At 60.6% G+C, this 24,416-nt stretch carries 16 protein-coding genes and 2 pseudogenes; 7 read left to right on the top strand and 11 right to left on the bottom strand.

The window, feature by feature from the left end; genetic code table 11:
* Positions 1 to 7 precede the first annotated feature (7 nt).
* Together mqo and yghX are read left to right on the top strand one after the other, a co-directional pair.
* On the top strand, positions 8 to 1,651 hold the full coding sequence (mqo, locus tag PSH57_RS15980; protein ID WP_305384081.1) for a malate dehydrogenase (quinone): 1,644 nt from the start codon (positions 8 to 10) through the stop codon (positions 1,649 to 1,651).
* Positions 1,652 to 1,743: 92 nt separating this feature from the next.
* Complete coding sequence (gene yghX, locus PSH57_RS15975; protein WP_305384080.1) at positions 1,744 to 2,634, top strand: YghX family hydrolase; 891 nt, start codon at positions 1,744 to 1,746, stop codon at positions 2,632 to 2,634.
* A 22-nt stretch (positions 2,635 to 2,656) separates the two neighbouring features.
* Here yghX and PSH57_RS29320 read toward each other — a convergent pair.
* The 6 genes and pseudogenes from PSH57_RS29320 to wecB all read right to left on the bottom strand — a co-directional run bounded on the left by PSH57_RS29320 (position 2,657) and on the right by wecB (position 11,443).
* Positions 2,657 to 2,994: pseudogene (locus PSH57_RS29320) on the bottom strand (hypothetical protein).
* A 201-nt stretch (positions 2,995 to 3,195) separates the two neighbouring features.
* A pseudogene (locus PSH57_RS15960) lies at positions 3,196 to 4,072 on the bottom strand (alpha-amylase family protein).
* 39 nt (positions 4,073 to 4,111) lie between these two features.
* Positions 4,112 to 5,911 (bottom strand): bacteriophage N4 adsorption protein A, encoded by a 1,800-nt coding sequence (locus PSH57_RS15955; protein WP_305384075.1) that lies wholly within the window; start codon positions 5,909 to 5,911, stop codon positions 4,112 to 4,114.
* Positions 5,908 to 8,022, bottom strand: coding sequence for a glycosyl transferase family protein (locus PSH57_RS15950; RefSeq protein ID WP_305384073.1), 2,115 nt, complete (start codon positions 8,020 to 8,022; stop codon positions 5,908 to 5,910). The genes PSH57_RS15955 and PSH57_RS15950 overlap by 4 nt, the downstream gene beginning before the upstream one ends.
* Positions 8,023 to 8,034: 12 nt before the next feature.
* Positions 8,035 to 10,248, bottom strand: coding sequence for a hypothetical protein (locus tag PSH57_RS15945; RefSeq protein WP_305384071.1), 2,214 nt, complete (start codon positions 10,246 to 10,248; stop codon positions 8,035 to 8,037).
* Positions 10,249 to 10,285: 37 nt separating this feature from the next.
* On the bottom strand, positions 10,286 to 11,443 hold the full coding sequence (wecB, locus tag PSH57_RS15940) for a non-hydrolyzing UDP-N-acetylglucosamine 2-epimerase (protein ID WP_305384070.1): 1,158 nt from the start codon (positions 11,441 to 11,443) through the stop codon (positions 10,286 to 10,288).
* A gap of 1,010 nt (positions 11,444 to 12,453) precedes the next feature.
* Between wecB and PSH57_RS15935 the strand changes: the two genes are divergently transcribed.
* From PSH57_RS15935 to PSH57_RS15920, 4 genes are all read left to right on the top strand, one after another.
* Positions 12,454 to 12,999, top strand: coding sequence for a TRAP transporter small permease (locus tag PSH57_RS15935; protein WP_305384069.1), 546 nt, complete (start codon positions 12,454 to 12,456; stop codon positions 12,997 to 12,999).
* Positions 12,996 to 14,276 (top strand): TRAP transporter large permease subunit, encoded by a 1,281-nt coding sequence (locus tag PSH57_RS15930; RefSeq protein WP_305384068.1) that lies wholly within the window; start codon positions 12,996 to 12,998, stop codon positions 14,274 to 14,276. Before PSH57_RS15935 ends, PSH57_RS15930 begins: the two co-directional genes overlap by 4 nt.
* A 56-nt stretch (positions 14,277 to 14,332) precedes the next feature.
* A complete protein-coding gene (locus PSH57_RS15925) occupies positions 14,333 to 15,352 on the top strand; it encodes a TRAP transporter substrate-binding protein (RefSeq protein ID WP_305384067.1) in 1,020 nt (339 codons plus the stop codon).
* Between the two features lie 281 nt (positions 15,353 to 15,633).
* Positions 15,634 to 17,304 carry a BCCT family transporter gene (locus PSH57_RS15920; RefSeq protein ID WP_305384066.1) on the top strand — a complete coding sequence of 557 codons (1,671 nt, stop codon included), beginning with the start codon at positions 15,634 to 15,636 and terminating at the stop codon, positions 17,302 to 17,304.
* A gap of 18 nt (positions 17,305 to 17,322) precedes the next feature.
* Here the strand turns inward: PSH57_RS15920 and PSH57_RS15915 are convergent, their stop codons facing one another.
* From PSH57_RS15915 to PSH57_RS15905, 3 genes are all read right to left on the bottom strand, one after another.
* Positions 17,323 to 18,033 (bottom strand): 3'-5' exonuclease, encoded by a 711-nt coding sequence (locus tag PSH57_RS15915; RefSeq protein WP_305384065.1) that lies wholly within the window; start codon positions 18,031 to 18,033, stop codon positions 17,323 to 17,325.
* Positions 18,030 to 19,907 (bottom strand): DUF294 nucleotidyltransferase-like domain-containing protein, encoded by a 1,878-nt coding sequence (locus PSH57_RS15910; RefSeq protein WP_305384063.1) that lies wholly within the window; start codon positions 19,905 to 19,907, stop codon positions 18,030 to 18,032. Before PSH57_RS15910 ends, PSH57_RS15915 begins: the two co-directional genes overlap by 4 nt.
* A gap of 96 nt (positions 19,908 to 20,003) precedes the next feature.
* On the bottom strand, positions 20,004 to 20,795 hold the full coding sequence (locus PSH57_RS15905) for a transporter substrate-binding domain-containing protein (protein ID WP_305384061.1): 792 nt from the start codon (positions 20,793 to 20,795) through the stop codon (positions 20,004 to 20,006).
* Between the two features lie 206 nt (positions 20,796 to 21,001).
* On the opposite strand from PSH57_RS15905, the gene PSH57_RS15900 reads away from it, so the two are divergent.
* On the top strand, positions 21,002 to 22,159 hold the full coding sequence (locus PSH57_RS15900; protein ID WP_305384060.1) for a GGDEF domain-containing protein: 1,158 nt from the start codon (positions 21,002 to 21,004) through the stop codon (positions 22,157 to 22,159).
* A 22-nt stretch (positions 22,160 to 22,181) separates the two neighbouring features.
* On the opposite strand, the gene PSH57_RS15895 is transcribed toward PSH57_RS15900, so the two are convergent.
* A complete protein-coding gene (locus tag PSH57_RS15895) occupies positions 22,182 to 22,814 on the bottom strand; it encodes a response regulator (protein ID WP_256231957.1) in 633 nt (210 codons plus the stop codon).
* A gap of 31 nt (positions 22,815 to 22,845) precedes the next feature.
* Positions 22,846 to 24,207, bottom strand: a complete 1,362-nt coding sequence (locus tag PSH57_RS15890) for a cache domain-containing protein (protein ID WP_305384058.1) — start codon at positions 24,205 to 24,207, stop codon at positions 22,846 to 22,848.
* Positions 24,208 to 24,416 lie beyond the last annotated feature (209 nt).

Raw genomic sequence — 24,416 nt, 5'->3', positions numbered from 1 at the left:
TACACACATGTTGAAGAAAACACACACGGCGCTGCTGGGCCTGGCGATGGCGATGGGTCTTGCGACCACGCACGCCGCCGAGGCAAAAAAAGTGGATGTCTTGCTCATTGGTGGCGGCATCATGAGCTCGACACTCGGCGTCTGGCTCAATGAGCTGGAACCGGACTGGACCATGGAAATGGTCGAGCGCCTGGACGGTGTTGCCCAAGAGAGCTCCAACGGCTGGAACAACGCCGGTACCGGCCACTCCGCGCTGGCCGAGCTGAACTACACGCCCGAAGACAAGAATGGCAAGGTCGAAATCACCAAGGCCATCGAGATCAACGAGGCGTTCCAGATTTCCCGTCAATTCTGGGCCTGGCAGGTCAAGAACGGCGTGCTGAAGAACCCGCGCTCGTTCATCAACTCTACGCCGCACATGAGCTTTGTCTGGGGCGAGGACAACATCGCGTTCCTGAAGAAACGCTACGAAGCCCTTCAGGCCAGCCCATTGTTCGCCGGCATGCAGTACTCCGAAGATCGCGAGCAGATCAACAAATGGGTACCGCTGATGATGCAAGGGCGTGACCCGAGCCAGAAAGTCGCGGCCACCTGGAGTCCTTTGGGCACCGACGTGAACTTCGGCGAAATCACCCGTCAGTTTGCTGCTCACCTGCAAACCAAACCAAACTTCTCCCTCAAGCTGTCCAGCGAAGTGCGCGACATCACCCGCAACGAAGACGGCACCTGGCGCGTTTCGTACAAGAACCTGAAGGACGGTAGCGAAACCGAGACCGACGCCAAGTTCGTGTTCATCGGCGCTGGCGGCGGTGCCTTGCACTTGCTGCAGGAAACCGACATCCCGGAAGCTCGTGAATACGCCGGTTTCCCGGTAGGCGGCTCGTTCCTGGTGACCGAGAACCCGACCATCGCCCAGATGCACCTGGCCAAGGCCTACGGCAAGGCTTCGGTTGGCGCACCGCCGATGTCGGTGCCGCACCTGGACACCCGTGTGCTCGACGGCAAGCGGGTGATTTTGTTTGGCCCGTTCGCCACCTTCTCTACCAAGTTCCTGAAGAACGGTTCGTACTTCGACCTGCTGACCAGCACCACGACCCACAACGTATGGCCGATGACCAAGGTGGGTATCGAACAGTACCCGCTGGTTGAATACCTGGCCGGCCAGTTGATGCAGTCGGACGAAGACCGCTTCAACGCCCTGAAGGAGTACTTCCCGGACGCCAAGCAGCAAGACTGGCGTCTGTGGCAGGCCGGCCAGCGCGTGCAGATCATCAAGCGTGATGAAGAAAAGGGCGGCGTCCTGAAGCTGGGTACTGAAGTGGTCGCCTCCCAGGACGGCAGCATCGCCGCTCTGCTGGGTGCTTCGCCAGGTGCCTCGACCGCCGCGCCGATCATGCTGACGGTGCTTGAGAAGGTCTTCAAGGACAAGGTCGCCACCCCGGCCTGGCAGGAAAAACTGCATCAGATCGTGCCAAGCTACGGCAGCAAGCTCAACGAAAGCCCTGAGCGTGTGGCTCAGGAGTGGGCTTACACCAGCGAAGTCCTGCAACTGGACACGCCACCGACGATCAGCCAGCAGGGCTCCGCTCCTGCACCGATCGAGCCGGCCGCTGCCCCGCAAAGCAACCCGGCGGCCGACATGGCGCTGTAAACCGGACGCTGTCTGGTGAAATAAAAAACGCCGCTCATCGAGCGGCGTTTTTTTTCGTCTATGATTTTTCGATCCCCGAAGAGGATCAAACCATGACTCGCCTGACCGCCAAGGACTTTGCCCCCGAACTGCTCGAGCTTTACGATTTTTACGCCCACGGCCAGATATCCCGACGGGTCTTCCTGGAACGGGCCAGTCAGTTCGCGGTGGGCGGGCTGACGGCCGGCGCATTGCTGGCGTCGTTGAGCCCCAACTATGCCCAGGCCATGCAGGTGAACTTCACCGACCCGGACATCGTGGCGCAGTACCTCACTTATCCCTCACCCAACGGTCATGGTCAGGTGCGCGGCTATCTGGTCCGGCCAGCCAAGGCCAGTGGCCCGGTGCCCGGTGTGGTGGTGGCCCATGAAAACCGTGGCTTGAACCCTTACATCGAAGACGTCGCCCGGCGCGTGGCCAAGGCCGGTTTCGTGGCGCTGGCGCCGGATGGCCTGACCTCGGTGGGCGGTTACCCGGGGAACGATGACAAGGGGCGCGAGCTTCAGCAGCAGGTCGACCCCGAGAAGCTGATGAACGATTTTTTCGCTGCCGTTGAGTTTCTGATGAAACACGACGCCATCGGCGGCAAGAAAGTCGGCATCACCGGTTTCTGCTACGGCGGCGGGGTGGCCAACGCCGCCGCCGTGGCGTATCCCGAGCTCGGTGCGGCGGTGCCATTCTACGGACGCGGGCCCAAGCCTGAGGACGTACCGCGAATCAAGGCACCGCTGCTGATCCACTACGCCGAACTCGACACCCGCATCAACGAAGGCTGGCCGGCCTATGAAGCAGCGCTCAAGGCCGGGAAGAAGACCTATCAGGCCTATATCTATCCGGGCGTCAACCATGGCTTCCACAACGACTCGACACCGCGCTATGACGAAGCGGCTGCCGAGCTGGCGTGGGGGCGAACCCTTGAGTGGTTCAAGCAGTACCTGGTGTGAGCGGCACGGCTATCCGCAACCCTTAAGCGTTGCGTTCGTGCAGTTCCTGAAGACGATCAGCGCCACCCTCGGCGACGCGGTTCTGAAGCAGGCGATCGGAGCCACCTTCGGCGACGCGGTTCTGAAGCAGGCGATCAGCGCCACCTTCGGCGACGCGGTTCTGAAGCAGGCGATCGGAGCCACCCTCGGCGACGCGGTTCTGGCTCAGACGATCGGAGAGCCGCCTTCAACCACCAACTGTGCAGTCTGACCATTCGCCGCTGCACTCATGGCCGTGGCCGAAGCGATGTTCGACAGGCCGAGACCGCCCACCAGTGTCAGGGCGATTGCCAGGGAGGAAACTTTCGAGAGATTGAACATGATGATTCTCCTTGCGTTTGATTGAGTGGGCCAGTGGCAGCGGGTGTGCTGCTGTCCGGTGATCACAGTTAAACGCGAAGGTGTATCGACGTTGTGTGTCGGCAAGGCTCGAAGTCAACGGTTTCGTATCAATCCGCAGTTCATATACACAGTGATACAAATCTCTGAGGCCAGGCCTGGTGCGAAGGCCTCGAACCATGATCATGGCTTGGCCAAGGATTGCTCCAATTGCTCCACCAACTCAGGCGTCACGTAATGTGGGCCGTCGAACAGGTACAGCGGATAGCCGTCATAGGCGTCCAGTTGCGGCTTGAGTTCGGCTACCGTGGCCGAGCGGAAGCCACCGCCGAACTTGGGGCGAAAGGCTTCGACGATGATCCGCACGCGATCCTTTCCGAGCCGGTCACGCAGAGTGTCGGCGTAGTCGCGGGCCACCGGGGCGGTGCGGGGCGTAGACGCCGACGCCGTCCTGGAAGAACACGCCAATGTCGTCCGGCAACCATTGCTTGAGCCAGTCGGCAGTGGCGGCGGGGCCAATATTGGCGCCGTCGTAAACGCTGATCCACAACGGGCGCGGCAGCTTGGCCAGCAAGGCGGGCAGTTCCTTGGCGCGAGACCAGCTGGGATCGACCTCGGCCGGAAAATACCACCCGGTCACGTGCAGCGGCGTTGGCAACCGGGCAATGCGCGCCGACACCGCGGCCAGTTGCTCAATATTGTCCCTGGAGCGGTTTTCACTGAAATGACCGGCTAGCCCGAGGATGACATCCTGGGCCCAGGGCGCCTTGGCGATGCGCGCCCAGTCAGGCAGCAGCGGCACGCTGGGCAGGCCGGCGCCGGGTACGAAGGCCTGGTCATCCACCACTGTCCATTGCACCAGCAGCTCGCGTACCCCCAGCTTTTCCCAGTTGCCTTTGATTCCCACGGTCTGGTTGTCTGGCTGCCAGACGATGCCAACAATGTCCGGTGCAACCTCTTTGTTCAGCATGTAATACGTCCCTGTGCCTGCGCCGAGGGCCGTTGCCAGCGAGAGTGCCGCCACGGCCGTGCGACGGATGATATGGCCGAAGATTTTCAAGCGAGCGGCTTCCTGCAATTGCACATCACATCAACGGCCTCAATAGGAGTAGGTCAAGCGAGCGAACACGCCTTTGGCTCGTTCCTCGCCAAATACCCTGGCCCTGTACTGCAGGGAGAAATCCACATAGGAACGCGGGGCGTTGTAAGCGTCTTCCCGGAACCAGTAGCGTACGTTGTTGCCCACCCCGATCCCGCCAGCGTTGCCGGACGAGAAGTCTCCGTCGGCGCCGCTCTTCATCTTGGAATCGTAGTCGAGCGCCGCCACGACATGGGGGAAGGTCACCCAGCGCGAGCCGGTACCACCGATGGCATAGCTGCGTCCCACTTGCCATTCGCTGTTGAAATAATTGCGTGAGTCGTTGATGTATCGCCCAACTTCGGCGTACAGCTGCGAGGTCCACCAACTGGGCGCATCGACCCGCAGGTCGGTGCCGATACTCGAACCGTAGCCCAGGCGCGCCAGCCAGTCGCCGTCGACGTTCGAGGAGCCCAGGGGGAAGGTGCGTTCAAAGGCGGCCATGATGTTGATGGAGCTGAACGGTTTGATCCGTACCCCCAGCGCACCTTGCAAGGCATCCGCGCCGGTGTCCGAGTCGCTGTTCTTGCTCCACAGGGTGTCGGTGACGCGCCCGTAGAGTTCGACGAAACGCGCATTGCGATACCCCAGCGGGCGCCAGGACAACTCGGTGCTGTTCTGCAGCAGGTCATTGCTTTGGCTGCCGCTGCTGCTGGTGCCCGGGGCGGCGCTTAGGCCACTGGAACTGTTGCCGCGATAGCTGGTGGTGCTGGTCAGGCCCAGGGTGCGTGAAATGTCGCCCACGGCACGACGGGTATCGAACAGCTGTTGTGCAGACATGGGCGACTCAGTGGTTGCCTGGGCATCGATGACGCGCTTGAAATACGCCACCGCTTCGTCGTCCTCATGAACGCGCATGGCGTTGTAGGCTGCATCCTGAGCCGCTGCCGGGGCGAGCCGGGTGCTGGCATCGGCTCTGCGGAACGCGGCATGGGCCGCCTCGTCGTCACCGGCCCGGACTGAATCATAGGCCAACTGCAAATCACTGACCGGTGCCCGTCCCTCGGTGTTCCTGGTGGCGCACGTCAGGCCGAAGGTACTTTCCTGGCACTCGAGAATCGCTGCGTCGCGATCATCGGCCGTCAGCAGCGCGCTGTTGAGCAGTTGCTGGTTGGCGGCGATTTCCGGAGCCCAAGCCACGGCTTGGCGAGCCTTGTCCACGGCCAGCACCGCATCGCCCTGCTGCAAGGCACGGTAGCCCTGGACCGCCAGCGGCGCCGCCAGTTGGCGACGAATCGCCTTGCGACGCATCAGGAGCGCGTCATCGTTGGCAAAGACCCCGAGCGCATCGCTGACAGCCTGGTCGGCTTCGACCAGAAGATGCTGGCGCTGCAAGGCGTCGATCAGCAACAGCCGGTACTCCCGGCGTCGGGGAGCCTGGGCAATCGCTTTGCGAGCCGATTGCGCAGCCAGACCGAACCGTTCGCGATCATAGGCCCTGAAACCTTGGGTGGCGGCCATGAAACCCGGGGCCGCGGCCACGGCGGAGGAAGCGGCGCTCCGGGGCTGGTCGCGCAGTTCCTTGTCACGTTCGGCCATGGCGATCAGGGTGTTCAGACGCGTCACGTCGGCGCGCAGGCGCAGGGCCTCGCGCGCCTTGGCGATGGCCAGGTCGTAGTCCTTGCGCTCGTAGGCGCTGTAAGCTTGGTTGGCGGCGGTGTAGGCCGGGCCGGACAACGGCAGCGGCAAGGTTTCGGCAGCAACCAGGGCAGGTATCAGGCCCAGCCCCGTGGCCAAGAGGGTCAGAAGGGCGCGGTTCATGCCGGAAGCTCCATGGGGTAGACGCTGTGCTGACGCGCCGCCACCTGTTCGATAGTGGCCCGGGGCAGCACGCCGCTGTCGACCAGGTAATCGCCGATCCGACCGTGGTGCTGCGGTCGATACTGCAACATGGCGCGGCTGAACTGATCGCGATCGAGCAGGCCCATTTCGATCAGCAAGTCACCCAGCAGCGGTGCACTGGCATTTGGTACGGCGTGGCCGTTGCGTTCCGGCAATTGGCGCAACAGCGCGAGAATCTCACTTTCCCTGGCAATCAGTTGCACCGGTTCGCTGCCCAGTTCAGCGGCGATCTGTTGCAGGCCTTCGTCGGACAGGGGGTTGGCAACAGCGATCTGTTCGCAGCCGTCAGCGTTGCGGCCCAGGGGAATGACCCGCCAGCGCAGAGCAAACTCGCCGGTCAATGACGAGGTTGAGGCGGCGGCTTTTTGCGCCACGTCGAAGACCCGGGGCAGGTCATTCTGGAATGCGATGGCTTCGGCCAGGGTCTCGTCGTCCAGCCAGCCGTTATTGAGCAAAATGCGCCCCAGCGGCATGTTGCGCGATTGTTGTTGGTCCAGGGCGCTTTGCAGGTGGCTGTCGGTAATAGCCTGCCAGGACAGCAACACGCTGCCCAGGCGGCGCGGCGCGATGGCCACCAGGTCGGTGGAAGGGAAGTCGTGCATGGTCTTGTCCCAGACCAGTTTGCGATTCATCACCTTGCCCACCAGGAACATCCGCCAGGCTCTGGACGCGGCCATGAAGTTGACGAAGTTGCCCACCAGCATGCGCGGGATCGACAGCAAGCCATGCTGCCAGCCGTACAGCACGGTGGTGAAATAACAACGGTGCAGGATCCGCCAGAGCAGGGCAATGCCGTTGGCCACCAGCAGGTATTTGATCAGGTCGTTGGTTTCAAAGGGCGTCGGGAAGGTGACGTCCCACCAGCCGCTGTTGCGCAGAATGATCAAGCCCAGCAACTGCACCAGAATCACGTAGGCGATGACGCTGACGAACGCCGTCACGACGCCCTTGCGGTCGCGAAACAGCAGGTAGCGGTTGGCCAACGAGCCGCTCCAGCCCATCTGTTCCCAGCCTTGCAGGCCGATGCCCAGAGTCCAGCGAGCCTTTTGTCGGAACGCCGTGCGGAAGGTGTCCGGGAAGAACTCGCGCACGCACAGTGGCATCGTCAGGGTCGATTCGTAGGGCTTGCGGAACCAGGATTTTCGCAGCACCCGAAACTGCACCGGGAAACGCACGAAGATGGCGTTCATGCCGACCTTGGCCAGCCGCGCGCCGACGTCGTAGTCCTCGGTGAGGCTGTCGGTGTTGAACGGCTGGTTTTCGGTTTCGCCGGCCAGTACCCGCAACGCGCGATGGGAGAAACAGGTGCCGACGCCGGCCGAGGGCACGGTGTCGGTCATGCTTTCGCGCACCACCAGGTCCTTGCCGTGCCATTCGGCGAACTCGTCCATGTAGACGCCCGCCACCCATTCGTACCAGTTGCGCTCCAGCGACACCACGGGCAACTGGATCATGTCCTTGCGCGGCAGCAGGTAGTTGAACAGCCGCAATTCCAATGGATGCAGCACGTCTTCGCTGTCGTGCAACACCACCCCGGCGAAGGTCATGCCATGGGTTTTCTCGTGCAGGAAGATCGCCTGGATCACCCAGTTCAGGCAGTCGGCCTTGCAGGTCGGTCCGGCATGGGGCACTTCCACGCGGTGCAGTTGCTTGTAGCGCCGGCGCATCCGCTCGACTTCGTCGATGGTGCGCTGGTCGTTGACATAGGTGCCGACGAAGACCACGTAGTTCTGGTAATCGAGCGTCGAGACCATGTTCTCGATCATCGGTGCGATGACGTCATATTCCAGCCAGGCCGGCACCATGATCGCCAGGGGTTGTTCGTCCCTGGCCAGCAGTTGGTCGACGGTCAGCGAGCGGTATTTGCGGTCCGCGGTGAGCTTGCGGTACAGGCGGCGAGACCAGTACCACAGGTCAATGATCAGGTCGTCCAGGCTGGAGATCAGGATCACCACCGCGACGACGATGGTCGCCGCTTCCAGGTAGTTGTAGTAGTGGGCCAGCCAATAGGGCCAATAAAGCGACGTCATCGAAGGTTACCGTTACTGGCGATTGCGACGGGCGCTACGGCCAGCCAGCAATAGGAGGAGGAACAACACAATGGCCCCAGGGATCAGCCAGAGCAGCGAAGGTTTACGCCAGGCATCCAGCCCTTTGGGTTCTTCACGGCCGATCAACCGACTGCCGCTGGGGTCCTTGCTGTCGATGATCGTCACGGCACCGCTGTCGCCGAGAATCGCCACATCGCCACGGGTCAGTACAATCGGCTGGGCGAAGTCGGGTGCTTGGCTGCCCAGGGTCCGATACACCAGGCCGTGCTGTTCCGAGGCTTGCACCACTTGTAGCGAAGCCAGGTGGTTGAGGGGCTGCACATCCAGCAGCAAGTGATCTTTATGGTTGATGCGCAGACGTCCCTGTTCGTCGACCAGGACCGATTCCTTGCTGTCCTCAAGCGGCAGTTCGAACGCCAGGAAGGCTTTGTCCGGGCTGACCACGGCTTTGGGATCGGAGCTGACGTTCAATTGCGCGCGCGACGGTGAAACACCGGCGGCATCGGCCACCGAGATCACCCGGGGCAGACTGGCGGCCGGTTGGTCGAGGTATGCCTGGGGAACGAGGATCTGGGCGTCAACGGCGAAGCGCGCGGCCATGCCGGAGAAACCGTCGTCCAGGGCGATTTTTTCCAGCACGATATGGCTGCTCGGCAGCACCGCTACCGGGAAGGCCTGGGGAGTTTCCAGGCAGCGATCGCTGACAGGCTGGCGCTGGAACGAGACGCGCAATACGTTTTTTGAACCCAGGGCATAGCTGGGGATATGGGCCCGGATACGTTGTGATTGACCATCTGTGGTCAACTGCTGGGCACCGATCAGGAAATCGTTGAAAAACAGCGAGGCCACGGGCGGGGTGTGTGAAGCACCCGGTGCTGCGGATAGATCCACCACGGCTGTCACCGGCAAGCGACCGTCATACGCCACGCTGCCCAAGGGGAACGAGGTGCTCCAGTCGAATCGGGAGGCCACGTCATAGGTGCCGGGTGCGCCGCCCAGTCGCGACAGGGCCACGCGGCCATCGTTGCTCAAAGGCGTTTGCGCTTCGCTGACGGTCAACTGACGGCTGCGCGCCAATTTGTTCCAGGCCGAACCGAGCAACGACAGGGCTTTGCCAGTGGCGGGCGGGGCGATCATCAGGACCGGGCGAGTGCCCAGCAGCGCCAGGCGCACATCGTCAGGACCAGTGCCTGCCGTGGCTGCGTTGATGTGTTGTTCGCGCCATTGGGTCAATGCACTGGCCGCCGTTGGGTCGACGCTCTGGACCTGACTTTGCAAAGCATCCAGGGACTGATTGATGGCCTGGAGCAATTGCGGGTCGTTGATGGCCAGGTCGGCCTGTACGTTCGGGGTTTGGCCCAGCATCAGCAACGCGCCGATCTCAGCCGGGTTGGCCAGGCGGTGCTGGCCCTGCGCGTTGAGGCTGGCGAAGGCGGGGAGGCTCAACAGTTCGGCCGGGATGCGCAGGGCGCTCAAGTCCACACGGTCTTGTACGGCAGGGAACGGCAAGATGCGGCTGTGCTTGCCCATTCGCTCCAGGGCCACACCCAATCGCCAGGCCGCGTCGTAGCTGTCGGCGGACAACGAACCGGGTGCGACCAGGATCCCGGGTTCGGCAGGTAATGCCGTCCAGGCGACGCCGACATCCTGCAGTTGGCGGGCGTCGTAGCTGTAGTTCAGGCGCGTGTCGGGCTGGATGCGCAGCACGTTGCCGATGACCCGGTCGTCTTCGCACAACGGCCGGGAGACCACCGAAGACCAGGCAATGCCCAGCCGCACCAGACCGTTGTCGCGCGGGGCCTTGTCGACGCCCAGTGTGGCGCTGGCACTGCCCTGAGGCTCGCTGAGTCCTTCGGCGCGCACCGGATAACCATCGAGCGACAGCAGCAGGGTATTGCGGCCCCCTTCGCCATTGAGATAGCTGGCGTCCAGTTGCAGCGTCGCTTCATTGAGGGCAACCCCGGCCGGCACCGGCAAATACAGTTCCCGTCGGGAATCGCTGGCGCCCAGCAGGATCGGCGCACTGATGCCCAGGTCGCTCAAGCGGACTTCGCGCTCCTGACGGGTATCGGCGTTGAGCCGATGGATAGCCTGGGTGAGCGGGCTATCGGCAGCCAAGGCAAAGGTTGGCATGAGCGCAAGCAGGCTCAGGCCACAGGCAAGGGCGCTGAGCGCACCCGTAGAGATAGCAACGGAAGGCTTCATTCAGGTAAATCTCGAGTCTGATAAGGGGGAGCAGCGATTAGGAGGCGAGCAACTGCCGAGGCGCGTACATCGGTGCGGGAGCCCAGCCTTGAGGCAATTGCGACTGGCCCACAAAAAATTCGTCCACCGGGCGCCCCATCAGGGTTTCGACGATGCGCTGGCTGGCCTTGCCATCTCCATAGGGGTTGGCCGCCTGTGACGCGCGGCGCCACAGGGCCTTGTCGTCGAACAGTGCGTCGACGCCGGCAATGATCGAGGCCGGGGTGGTGCCGACCAGCCGCACCGTGCCTGCAGCTACGGCTTCGGGGCGTTCGGTGACGTTGCGCATCACCAGCACCGGTTTGCCCAGGGACGGCGCTTCTTCCTGTACACCACCGGAGTCAGTGAGGATGACGTGGGCGTGTTGCATCAGGCGCACGAACGCCAGGTAATCCAGGGGCTTGATCAGGTGGACGTTGAGCAGGTCACCCAGTTGTTCAGTCACCGGGCCCAATACACTGGGATTGAGGTGCACCGGGTAGACGATCTGGATGTCGGGACGCTGTGCCAGGTGGCGCAAGGCCTTGCAGATGTTCAGGAAGCCTTCGCCAAAGTTCTCCCGGCGGTGGCCGGTGACCAGCAACAGCTTGCGTCCGGTTTGCAGGAACGGGAACTGTTGGTCCAGTGTTTGTCGCAGTTGTGCATCCTGCTCGATGCGCCGGGCGGTCATCTGCAACGCATCGATGACGGTATTGCCTGTCACCAGGCAGCGGCCCTGCAGACGTTCGTCCAGCAGGTTAGCGCGAGATTGTGCGGTGGGGGCAAACAACAGGTCAGCGCTGAGATCGATGCAACGACGGTTCATTTCTTCCGGCCATGGGCTGTAGATGTCGCCAGTGCGTAGTCCGGCTTCCACATGGCCCACGGGAATGCGTCGATGAAAGGACGCCATCGAAGCCACCATGGCCGAGGTGGTGTCGCCATGGACCAGCACCCGATCCGGCCGGGTCTGTTCCAGTACCGGGTCGATCGCGCCGTACAACGCAGCCGTCAGCGAGTTGAGCGTCTGGTGCGGCGTCATCACGTTGAGGGTGAAATGGGCCTTGAGGTCGAACAGATCCAACACCTGCTCAAGCATGCTTTGATGCTGGCCGGTGACACAGATCAGCGACTCAATGCCCGGTTCGGCGGCGAGGGCCTTGACCAAAGGTGCCATCTTGATAGCTTCCGGACGGGTACCGAAGATCGAAAGAATCCTGATCCGTGACTGATGAGTAGCGATGACGCCCTTCCTCGCGCAGTTTGCTGCGCCGCACAACTGTTCGCCCAAACGCGATCATGCGTTTGAGTAAACAAGCGAGTTGAATTAAGTGGGATCCAATATCAGGCAGGCGCGTTACGCACGCGGAAAGTTGCGTAATGGCCTATTGCAGTTTGGAGCGGCGAAGTAATAACACCGAAGGGCGCGGGCGCAAAGTTTTATTTGAAAGGTGTTTTGTTGTTTTGACTAATAAGGGTTGAAAGGGGATTGAAAAGTTGCGCTCTTGTTCTGGAGGGAATATCACATAAGATTCTGAATATTAAGGATTTTTGTTGGTTTTTTGCGCCCTGGTAAGGGCGGCTTGATCACGCAAAGTCCAGCGAGGTCTTATTTTTGGCGCCGCTTTATATAAAGGTGCTTATATATTTGTCATTGAAATGACGCCTGTTTGTTGTCGAGACTGGAAGTATTGTCGGGCTGGATGGTTGTCACTGAAGTGCGGAAGTTAAATAAGGTTCAATTTTATTATTGGATTTTCAGATCAGTGGAGTTGAACAGTTTTGTGTAGCGCTAGTTCATAAATAAAGTTGTCGGTTGATAAATAAGAAAACGCACTCGGGCACGGTGTCAAACACGAAAAATACCGGACAAGCCGGCCCAGACGCTTATCCGATAATCGCACGCTTTGTGTGTGCCTTCTGCCAAGGTGATTGACCGAACTAACCGGTTGGTACATTTTAGGCGCAGCACCTCTTGCTCAGCTTGACCAAGACCATAATAAAAAATTGAGGAACCCCCATGCGTACCCGTCTGCAAGCATCAATATCTATCCCTCCATCCGTTGCTCCAGTCCCGGAACAACCTTCAGCGCTTCTATCCTGACCCGATAGCCACCGCCCATCGTTGCGGTCCTATCGCGCCGGTTGCTGGATGCCGGCGCTCGACAAGTCCGGGAGGTCTTCAAGATGACAAAGGTCGTCGATCTGTATTTCAAACTGCTCAAACTGCTGATTGTGCTGTGCATGGTCGCAATGATCGTGCTGGTGTTCGGCAATGTGGTGCTGCGGTATGCCTTCAACTCAGGTATCAGCGTCTCGGAGGAGCTGTCGCGTTGGTTCTTCGTCTGGATGATTTTTCTCGGCGCCCTGGTGGCGCTCAAGGACCGTGCCCATCTGGGGCTCGACAGTCTGGTCAAACGCCTGCCACCGGCAGGCAAGCGCGTCTGCCTGGTGATCGGGCACCTGATGATGTTGTACATCTGCTGGTTGATCTTCAGCGGCAGTTGGCAGCAGGCGGTGATCAACCTGGATGTGGTCGCGCCGGCCTCGGGTTTGTCGATGGCACTGTTCTACGCCGCCGGCCTGGTGTTCGGCGCCAGCGCCGCTGCCATCCTGGTCTATGAGCTCTACCTGGCGCTGTTCGGCAAGCTCAGGGATGACGAAATGGTCATGGTCAAGGACAGCGACGCCGAGGTGAATGCACATAACCCCATCAAGAGTACCCGCCCATGACACTGGTTATTTTCCTCGGGTCATTGATAGGCAGCATGGCGCTGGGCATTCCCATTGCCTTTGCCTTGCTGGTAGTCAGCGTGGCGTTGATGTTTTACCTGGATCTGTTTGACGCACAAATCATCGCCCAGAACCTGCTTAACGGCGCCGACAGCTTTCCGCTGATGGCTGTGCCGTTCTTCATGCTGGCCGGCGAAGTGATGAACTCCGGCGGCCTGTCCAAACGCATCGTCAACATTGCCATGGCGTTGGTGGGGCACAAGCGTGGCGGCCTGGGTTACGTGGCGATCATCGCGTCCTGCCTGTTGGCTTCGCTCTCGGGTTCGGCGGTGGCTGATGCGGCGGCGTTGGCGGCCTTGCTGGTGCCGATGATGGTGCTGGCGGGGCACAACCGGGCGCGTTCGGCCGGGTTGATTGCCGCTGGAGGCATCATTGCCCCGGTCATTCCACCGAGCATTGGCTTCATTGTGTTTGGCGTGGCATCCGGGGTATCGATTTCCAAGCTGTTTTTGGCCGGGATCGTGCCGGGGCTGATGCTCGGTGCCGCCCTGGCCATTGCCTGGTGGTTCATCTCCCGCAGCGAGCATGTGCAGACACCGCCCAAGCGCTCGCGGGCCGAAGTGATGCGGGCCCTGGTCGAGGGCAGTTGGGCCATGGGCCTGCCGCTGATCATCATCCTGGGTCTCAAGTTCGGCATTTTCACCCCGACGGAAGCGGCGGTGGTCGCGGCGGTCTATTCGCTGTTTGTGTCCCTGGTCATCTACCGGGAAATGAAAGTCAGCCAGTTGTACGACGTGATCCTGTCCTCGGCCAAGACCACCTCGGTGGTGATGCTCCTGGTGGCGGCGGCCATGGTGTCTTCCTGGCTGGTGACCATTGCCGACTTGCCGGGCCAGTTGGCGGCGGTGCTCGAACCGTTCATGGACAGCCCGACCCTGCTGTTAGTGGTGATCATGCTGTTGATCATCATGGTCGGTACGGTCATGGACATGACGCCCACCATCCTCATCCTCACCCCGGTGCTGATGCCAGCGGTGACCCAGGCAGGTATCGACCCGGTTTATTTCGGCGTGCTGTTTCTGATCAACACCGCCATCGGACTGATTACCCCACCGGTGGGCACGGTGCTCAATGTGGTGAGCGGGGTTTCGAAACTCAATATCGAAGAGATCGTTCGTGGCGTGTGGCCGTTCCTGCTCGCGCAACTGGTGGTGCTGTTCCTTCTGGTCCTGTTCCCGCAACTGGTCCTGGGGCCTTTGAAATTCTTCACCGGTTGACGCCGGTGCAAGCGGTAGTAGCTCGACTTCTAAAACAATAATGATCGGAGAGTGACATGGGACAACTGATGAAAACCCTGTTGGCCGGGGCATGTGCAACGGGGCTGCTGCTGGGCAGCGTGGTCAGCCACGCGGACGAGATCCGCGAGCGTACCCTGCGATTCGCGTTCCAGAACGTCAAGGAGCACCCACAAGGGCAGGGCGCACAGAAGTTCGCCGACCTGCTGAGCGAGAAGAGCGGCGGCAAGATCAAGGTCCGTCTGTTCCCCGGTGGAACGTTGGGTGGTGACGTGCAGACGGTCTCGGCCTTGCAGGGCGGCACGCTGGACATCACCGTGCTCAACTCCGGCATCCTGGCCGCCCAGGCAGCGGATTTCGCGATGCTCGATTTTCCCTTCCTGTTCAACAACGCCGAAGAAGCTCACGCAGTGATCGACGGTCCGGTCGGCCAGAAACTGGCGGCGCAACTGGATAGCAAAGGGCTGGTTGGCCTGGGCTATTGGGACCTGGGTTTTCGCAACCTGACCAACAGCAAGCATCCAGTGACCAAGCTTGAAGACATGCAAGGTTTGAAGATTCGCGTGATCCAGTCGCCCATCTACCTGGAAACCTTTTCCGCCCTCGGCGCCAATCCGGTGCCGATGGCGTTCCCCGAGGTCTACACCGGCCTTGAGCAGCACACGATCGACGGCCAGGAGAACCCCTACACGGTGATTGAAGGCAACAAGTTCTTCGAGGTGCAGAAGTACCTGTCGGTGACCGGCCACATCTTCAATCCCCAGTCGCTGATCATCAGCCAGAAAACCTGGAACCGTCTGAATGACGATGAAAAAAACCTGATCCGCCAGGCCGCCGCCGAGGCGCAGAAGTTCCAGCGCGACGTCACCGCCGCGAGCATGGACAAGGCCAAAGCAACGCTGGCCGGCGCGATGACCGTCAACGAAATCACCCCGGCCGAGAAAGATCGCTTCCGCGAGCGTGTGCAACCGGTGATCGACAAATTCGCCAAGTCCCTGGATGCCAATCTGGTGAAGATGATGTACGACGAAATTGCCAAGGTGCGCGCCGCACAGTGAGCTGAATCGGGTGATCCATAGAGGTTGAACAAAGGGCGCTGGGGCAATCCCGGTGCCTTTTTTTCGTTTGCGATTCAGGTTTTTCCTGTCGTGAAGCCGCCGCCGAGGGCCGGCGCAGGGGCCATTTTCCCAGCAGGGGAACGCTTGAACGGCCACAATGTCCCAGACAAGCTCATAAGCTTGTAAGATACATGCGCACACATCTCGTTTTTACCATAGGAACAGCGGGGCTTATCAGACCATTGCGCGCCCAAGCGTGCGGATAATAAAAGGAGGTTCTCGTGGGAAAAAACCCTGTAGACGATCTATCAGGACAACCCCAGTCAACCGGCACAGAGGGGATACCAGCCCCCAGCGGCAAAGCCAATCTCATCGACACCGACTACGTGATCGGGCAAGACAATATCCGAGGTCAGTTTTCTTTCTCTCTGGATATCCACGGCAAAGTTTTCATCATCTCCGCGGCGACTATTCTGCTGTTCGTCATCGTGACGCTTGCACTGCAGAATGAAGTCGAACCGCTTTTCAGCGCCATGCGCAGTTGGTTGACCAAGCATCTGGCCTGGTTCTTCATGAGCGTGGCCAATATCTTCGTCGTACTGTGTCTGGCGCTGATCGTCTCGCCCTTGGGCAAGGTTCGATTGGGCGGCCGCGATGCCACGCCGGACCACACCTATGTGGGCTGGTTCTCCATGTTGTTTGCCGCCGGGATGGGCATCGGCCTGATGTTCTACGGCGTGGCAGAACCCATGTCCCATTACTCTGCCGCTATGGGCGGTGTCACGCTCGACGCCAGCGGCGCACGTACCGACTGGGCGCCTCTGGGCGGTGCGGCGGGCGATGTGAAAGCCTCCGCAGACCTGGCCATGGCCGCGACCATTTTCCACTGGGGTCTGCACCCTTGGGCCATCTACGCCATCGTCGCGTTGTCCCTGGCCCTGTTTTCCTTCAACAAAGGCTTGCCGCTTTCGATACGCTCGATCTTTTACCCGCTGCTGGGTGAGCGCGTCTGGGGATGGCCTGGCCACATCATCGACATCCTGGCGGTATTCGCCACGCTGTTCGGGCTCGCGACTTCGCTGGGCATCGGTGCCGAGCAGGCCGCTGCGGGGATTGAACACCTGTTTGGCATTCAGTCGACCAGCGTGAGCAAAGTCGTGCTGATCATCGGCATCACCCTGATTGCCCTGTGCTCGGTGCTCGCCGGGCTGGAGAAGGGCGTCAAGCTGCTGTCCGAAATCAACATGGGCCTGGCCCTGTTGTTGCTTTTGTTCATTATCGTGGTGGGGCCAACCGTGGCGATCCTCACCGGCTTCTTCAAGAACCTGGTGACCTACGCCGAGTATCTGCCGGCATTGTCCAACCCCTTCGGTCGCACGGACACTGAATTCACCCAAGGCTGGACGGCGTTCTACTGGGCCTGGTGGATTAGCTGGTCGCCGTTTGTGGGGATGTTCATTGCCCGCGTCAGTCGCGGCCGTACCGTTCGTGAGTTCCTGATCTCGGTGCTGCTGGTGCCTTCGCTGGTGTCGGTATTGTGGATGACCACCTTTGGCGGGACCGCCATCGACCAGGCCACCCTCCAGGGGCTGAGCGGGGTCAAGGATGCGGTGTTGGAGCTCAAGCTGTTTGCGATGCTCGAAGGACTCCCGCTCAAGGAGATCACGTCACTGCTCGGTATCGTGCTGGTGATCGTGTTTTTCATCACCTCTTCGGATTCCGGCTCGCTGGTCATCGATACCATCACAGCGGGTGGCAAGGTCGATGCGCCCGTGCCACAGCGGGTGTTCTGGGCCATCATTGAAGGCGTGATCGCTATTGCGCTGTTGTTGGGCGGCGGTTTGATTGCGTTGCAAGCGATGGCGGTTTCCACCGGTCTACCGTTTGCCATTGTCCTGCTGCTGGGCTGTATTTCCCTGGTCAAGGGATTGATGTCGGAGCCGCGCGCCTGACCTTTTGATCCCACAGCTTTAATCCCACAGTTGGCCGATGGGGATGGACGGGCTGTAGTGAGTGGCAATTTGCGCTTGCAACAGCTCGGCCGTCGCCAGGGCATCGGTCAAGGCATGATGGGCGTGATAGGGCGGCAGGTTGTAGCGCAAGCGACTGTCCGCCAGCCGGATGGACTCGGGCGGACGGCGTAACAGTCGGTCCAGCCAACGGCGCTGACCGCGCACCTGTCGCGCTTCCAGCTGCATCGTGTCAATCACCGGAAAATGCAGGCCCTCCCCAAGGTGGTTGCGTAACGCCTGATCCAGGAAGTTGCGTTCGATGGCCCGGTAATGCACCACCATGACTTTCCCCTCCATGGCTTCCAGCACTTTCTCCATGACGTCCGGCAATCGGGGAGCATGACGGATGTCGGAGTGTGTGATGTGATGAAACGTCACCGACTCATGACTGAGCTGCGAGGGCTTGATCACCCAGTACAGGGCTTCGCCGCAGCGTATGCGCTTAAGGGTGAATGGCAGCAGGCCGATGCTGACGATACTGTCGGTGTGCGCGTTCAACCCGGTGGTTTCAAGGTCCATGGCCAGTAGTTCTACCTGTTCCAGCGCCGTCGTGGCGTCGACGACCCCGTGTTGGTAGAACCGTTGCAGAAGCGGGTGCCGGGCTTGCTTTGCCAGACGTTTGAAGCGTGCCGCCCAATCCAGCGTTTCTTGTCTCTTCGGCGTGTTCATCGTGATGGCCGTGCGTGACCGGGGTAGCGGAATCGCAGGAATTTCTGCGCATTACTCAATACCTGAAACGCTTCCTTGAGGTTGTGCCGCTCAGTGGTGGAAAAGCGTTCCGGTTCGATGTAGTTATCCGGTTTCTGGCCCTGTTCGATGGCCTCTACCTGGTGTCGGATGCGCACCATCGACAGGAACTCCAAGGCGTAGCGCAGATGCTCAATGGCCTGCGGTTGCACGAGCTGTGTGGTGCTGATGGCTTCGAGACGATCAAAGGAATTCTGTGCCGTGGTCCCGCAGGCCAGGGCGTGGATACGGATCAGATCGGTCAACGGCGCCGTACCACGGCCCTTGAGGTTGATGATCTGTTTTTGCTTGCCGTCGGTTTCCATCACGAAGGTGCGAAAGAAGCCCAAGGGGGGCGTGCGGTTCAAGGCATTACGGGCCATCGCCGCCAGGAAGGCGGGTGTCGCCCTGGATTTTTCAGCGCAGAGCGCCTTGAGCTCGTTCACCATTTCCAGCTGGCCATAGACCCCGTCCAGGTCAAAGAAGATGCAACTGTTGAGCAGGGTGGCGGCATTGGGCTTCTCGATCCACTGGCTGAAATACTCGCGCCATACTCGTAATGGCTGACGCCATTGCGCGTTGGTGGCCATGATACCGCCCTTGCAGTAGCTGTAGCCGCACTCTGCCAGGCCGTCGCTGACGAAAGTGGCCAGGCTTTTGAAGTATTCATCGTGCAGGGCCGGGTCGAAACGATCATCCAGCACCAGGGCGTTGTCCTGGTCGGTCACCAGCAGTTGTTCGTCCCGCGCCATCGATCCCAGCACCATGAAGCAGTACGGAACCGGCGGCGGCCCCAGTTCCCGTTCGGCCAACTCGAGCAGCCGCTGGGTGAAGGCGCGGCCAATACCCGAGATGGCGCTGCCGATCATGTGAGCTGTCGCACCGTCGCGCACCATGCGAATGTAGGTGCCGCGCAGATCCCGCAACAATGATCGCAAGCCGTCGACAGACGTCTGGTTGGAGATACTGTTGACCAGGTACAGACTGCTCTGGGACTCGTGCCGGATGATGTCCGACAGGTTGATCAACCCCAGCGTGCGCCCCTTATGAATCACCGGCAGGTGGTGGATGTTGCTGCGAAGCATGCACAACATGGCTTCGAACAACGAGTCATCCGCCTGGATGACCACCGGATCGGTCGACATCACTTCACCGATGCAGGTATCGCCACTGCGGTTGGCGGCCACTACCCGGGTGCGCAAGTCGCGGTCGGTGACGATGCCGAGCATTTTTTCCGGGTGATGTCCGGCTGGTTCCAGGACGACGATGCAGGAAACGCTTTCCTGGGACATCAACCGTGCCGCTTCGTGAACGCTGGTTTGTGGGGTGACCCAGACCAGGTCCCGGGAAATCAGCGCGCGGGATTTCAGTTGGATCAGTTCGCTGGCGCGGCCCTGGGCCTCGACGGCGGACTTGAGCCTGGAGTGTCCTTCGGCCTCGACAAAGTCGGCGAAGCTGTCATGCCGCTCGCACAGTTGGGCAAACACATCGGCCGGGATGAAGTAGATCAGGCTGTCTTCAAGGGCTCGTGCGGGAAAGCGCACTTTGTTGCTGCGCAACAGGCTGGCCTGACCGAAGATGTCGCCTTCCACCAGACGGTTGTATAGCTGGCCGTTACGCCGGTAGATCTCGACCGCGCCACTGCGTACATAGTGCAGGTCGTGGACGATGGCGCCCGTTTCGAGAATATCGCTGCCGGCCTTGAAGTAGCTGACCTCGACGCGCTGCGCTATGGCCTCCAGGGTTTGCTGGGGCAGGGCATCGAAAGGCGGAAAGCGATGCAGGTGTTCGCTGATTTCCAGTAACTCGATCTGCATGGAACCTCGTGGCTGATCAATTGAGCGACCAACATGCCAGTTCCAGGGGCCGCACACAAACCCTGGGTGAGTGAGTCGTGTGCGGCGCAGGTGCTGTCACTGTTGCTGGGGAACCGCCAGCCATTGGCCGATGACCTTCTGGTAGCTGCCATTTGCTTTGCTCAGGTGCAGCCACTGGTCGACGTACATTTTCCAGGTGGTGTCATCGCGTGGCAGCAGGTAAGCCTTCTCGCCATACTGCAAGTAGCGACTGGGGTTGACGGCGCAAAGACCGGGCTTGAGTTTCTGCTGATAGAGCGCTTCTGACGCATCGGTGATCATCACGTCGGCTCGTTTGTCCAGCAGCTCCTGGAAGATGGTCACGTTGTCGTGGAACTTGAGTTGTCCCTTGGGCAAGAACGCCCGGACGAAGGCTTCGTTGGTGCCACCGGCCGGTTCCACCAGGCGCACCGAAGGCTGGTTGAGCTGCTCGATGGTCTGGTAGCGCGCCTGGTCCTCGCAACGTACCAGCGGGATCTTGCCATCCACGTCCAGGGTGGTGCTGAAGTAGGCTTTCTTCTGGCGCTCCAGGGTCACGGAAATCCCGCCCATGCCGATGTCGCATTTGCCCGCGACCATATCCGGCATGAGGGTTTTCCAGGTGGTTTGTACCCACTGCACCTTGACGCCCAGGCTGGCGGCAAGCGAGCGCGCCATGTCGATGTCGATGCCTTCGTATTCGCCCGTTTCGGCTTTGTAGGTGTAGGGCTTGTAGTCGCCCGTCGTGCATACTTTCAGTTCGCCGCGTTGCAGGACCTGATCCAGATGCGAAGGGGCTGGCTCGGCCAACGCGCTGCCGCACAAGGCCAGCAGGCCACAGAACGTCATCGTGCTTGTTATGTTTTTCATGGGATGGGACGTCTCGGGTGGGAAAGAGTCAACGCGGGCCAGTGTAGTAAAAGTGTTTGCAGGCTGTCACTTTAGGCTATGCCATCAGTGGGTCGGACAAACTTCGCAGGTTTCCTGTCCCCGGCTCTGTCATCATGGGCCATTGCAGACCTTGATCGGCGAGAAGCCAGTTTCAGATGGACCCATCAGTCGTCAGAATCACACTTATGTTGATGGTCCCCGGGATCCTCTCGGTCTTTGGGGTTGCGTTCGTCTGCGCGTGGTTTATCGACAAAAAACGCGATTATTTGCTGCTGCTGGCCGGTGGCTGCGCTCTGTTCGCGTGTGGCGCGACATCGCAGATTTTCGGCCTGCCCCCTGGGCACGGGCCCAATGCCGTGGTGTCCGGCGCGCTGTATACCGCAGCGGTCCTGGCGGTGGCCGAAGGCGTTTTGCTGCGCTCGCATCAACGGCTCGGCTGGCGACTGGACGTTGTTGTGGTGTGCGCCATTACCCTGGCGCTGGCCTGGTTCTTCTATATCGATCGTAACCTTCTCGTGCGCATTTACATCCAGAACTTCGGTTATGGCGCGATTCTGCTTGTGGCGGCGCTCAAGTTGAGATCGCTGGTGCGCGGCCGGCTCGTCGACAAGGCATTGTTCTGGGTGTTGCTGGCCTTCGCGCTGCATTTCTTTCCGCGGACACTGTTGACCGTCGGGCTTTCGGCGCCCGTCGACCGGGTTGCTTTCGCCAACTCGGTGTTCTGGCAGGCCCTGCAGTTGTCCCTGGCGGTGCTCGGCGTTGGGCTCGCTTTTGCGATTCTGGCCGCCGCCATTGCCGATGTGATCGATGACTTGCGACGCGAGCGCGATTTCGACCCGTTGACCGGCGTCTTGAACCGGCGCGGCTTTGAAGACCGGGTGACGATGTTGATGAAGAACCGGTGTGGAACGACGTCCCTGGCCCTGTGCGATATCGACAAGTTCAAGAGCATCAACGACACCTATGGCCATGATGTAGGCGATAACGTCTTGCGCGAAGTTGGCCACCTGCTGCGCACCTCGGCGCGCAAACGGGACATCGTCGGTCGGCTCGGCGGTGAAGAGTTTGCTGTGCTCCTGCCGGATACCGATGCCCGGGAAGCCCACGAATGCGCCGAGCGCTTGAGAGCGGCTATCGAGAACGGTACGCCTGTCACGCTGGACGCTGTCGGGCCGGTCACCGCTAGTTTCGGTGTCGGCAGTCTGGGCCCCAAGGAAACCTGGAAGGGGCTCTACAAGCGTGTGGATCTGCTGCTTTACCAGGCAAAGCGAACCGGGCGCAATCGAACGGTCGCCGATGATCTGCCGAGTCGGATCGATAGACAGACTGAGGTTCAATCATAAAACGCGAGCGCGAGCCGGGTCCCTAGCGCGAAATGATCCCGTGATCGATCGCGTATTTCACCAGGGCCGCGGGTTTGTCGATGTTGAGCTTGCGGCGGATGCTCAGGCGATGGGTTTCGACGGTGCGCACGCTGATGTCCAGTTCCCGGGCCATTTCCTTGTTGTTCAATCCCTGGACCATTTTGTACAGCACCTGACTCTCGCGCGGCGTCAGCTCGTTGTCGGTGGTCTGGTCGGTGGCGAGCCGTTGGGCGATCTCGGCGCTGTAGAAGGTGCCGCCGCTGATGATGGCTTCGATGGCCGCGATGATTTCCCGCGAAGGGGCGTTCTTGAGCACGTAGCCACTGGCGCCGGAGCGCACGGACTCGCTCACATACTCATAATTGTCATACATGCTCAGGATGAGGATCTTGAGGCTGGGGTATTGCTTGCCCAGCAGGCGGGTCAGTTCAAGCCCGTTCATGTCCTTGAGGCTGATGTCCATCAGCAGCAGGTCCGGCTGGCAGCGTCCGACCATCTCGATAGCTTGTGCGCCATTCTCGGCTTCGCCCACCACGTCCAGTTGGGGCATGACGGACAGCAGGGCCCTGATGCCATCGCGGACCAGGGAATGATCGTCGACCAGCGCGACGCGGATCACAGGGGGCAGGTTCATCGGCAGGTGCTCTTGTCAGGTTGGGCGCGCATCAGCTTTGTATCGCCGGCATGTTCATGGGCAGCAGGATATCCAGCTCGCTTCGTCCCGGCGCCGAGGTCATTTCCAGCCGTCCGCCGAAATGCTCGACCCGCTCGCGGATATTACGCAGGCCGATGCCGGCGTGGCCACGTTCGACCTGCGGCACGTTGAACCCCATCCCGTCATCCACCACCGTCAGGCGCAAAGACTCGCCGGAGCCGAACAGGGTGATGCCGACACTTTTCGCTCCGGCGTGACGCTCGATATTGGTCAAGGCTTCCTGAGCAATGCGAAATAGCGAAACGGGCGCTCCATTTTCCAGGCGGCAATCGAATTCGTTGCTTTTGTATGACACTTCAAGCCCGCTGCGTTGCTGGAATTCGGCCGCGAGCTGACCGATGGCGGCGGACAGGCCCAGGGTGTCGAGCAGGGAAGAGCGCAAGTCGTGGGAGATGCTGCGGATCTCGCCAATGGCTTCCCCCAGCCGATCTGTCGCGTTTTTCAGGATGCCCAGGCCGTTTTCCTGCCCCTTTTCGAGGACATGACTGGCCAGTTCGAACTGGAATTTTATCGACACCAGTAATTGGCTGATGCCGTCGTGCAGCTCGCGTGACACTCGCGAGCGTTCCTCTTCCTGCAAGCTGACGATGCGCTGGTTCAGCCGTTGCAGCTTTTTGTCGGCCAGGCGGTGTTCGCTGACGTTGAGGGTCATGCCGCCGGCAAACACCAGCAGCACTGCCACCAGCGCGATGGCGGCGATGGCCTGCATGGTGGTGTGGATGCCCCGGGCCACTTCCGCGCGGGCTTGCTGGGTGGCACGCTCGACATCCTCCAGGTAAATCCCGGTTCCGAGCATCCAGCCCCAGCGATCGAGCATCACCACATAGGCGAGCTTGTCGGTCACCTGGCCGGAGGAGGGCTTGTTCCAGGCGTAGCGCTGGAAACCTTCGCCGGATTCGGCGCTCTTGAGCAGTGCCTGGATCACCGGCAGACCCTGAGGATCTTTCATGTCCCAGAGGTATTGGCCCACCAGTTCGGACTGCCGGGCGTGCATCAGGCTGCGGCCTTGGCGATCGTAGACGAAAAAATAGCCATTGATGCCGAAACTCAGCTTGCGCAGCTCCTCCAGCACCTGCTGCTGCGCGCGCGCATCCCCCTGGCCGTTGTTATACAGCGGGGCGATCAGGCTTTGCGCCATCTCGACATAGTTTTTAAGCTCGGCGCGCTTGCTGGCCAGGATGCTGTCTTCGATCAGTTGCGCCTGTTGATCACCCAACTGGCGATTGAGCGAGATCACCAAGGCGCAGATGACAGCAATCGCCAGGACCAGGGGCAGAATTCCCAGGGCGACGATTTTGTGTTTGAGCAGCATGTGTACTCCTGGCCAGACTCAATGGTGGGAGGCGAATGGTCGGCATCATAACGCTGTGGGAGCAAAGCTTGCTCGCGATCGCGTCGGATAGCCTGCTGTTGCTGACAGACCCACCGCTATCGCGAGCAAGCTTTGCTCCCACAGTCGTTGGCCTGCATGGGGTTTGCATCGGCTCCCACAGTCGTTGGCCTGCATTGGGTTTGCATGGG

It is taken from the genome of Pseudomonas hefeiensis (assembly GCF_030687835.1).
GTDB lineage: Bacteria > Pseudomonadota > Gammaproteobacteria > Pseudomonadales > Pseudomonadaceae > Aquipseudomonas > Aquipseudomonas hefeiensis.
This window is presented reverse-complemented; position numbering and strand designations above follow the sequence as displayed.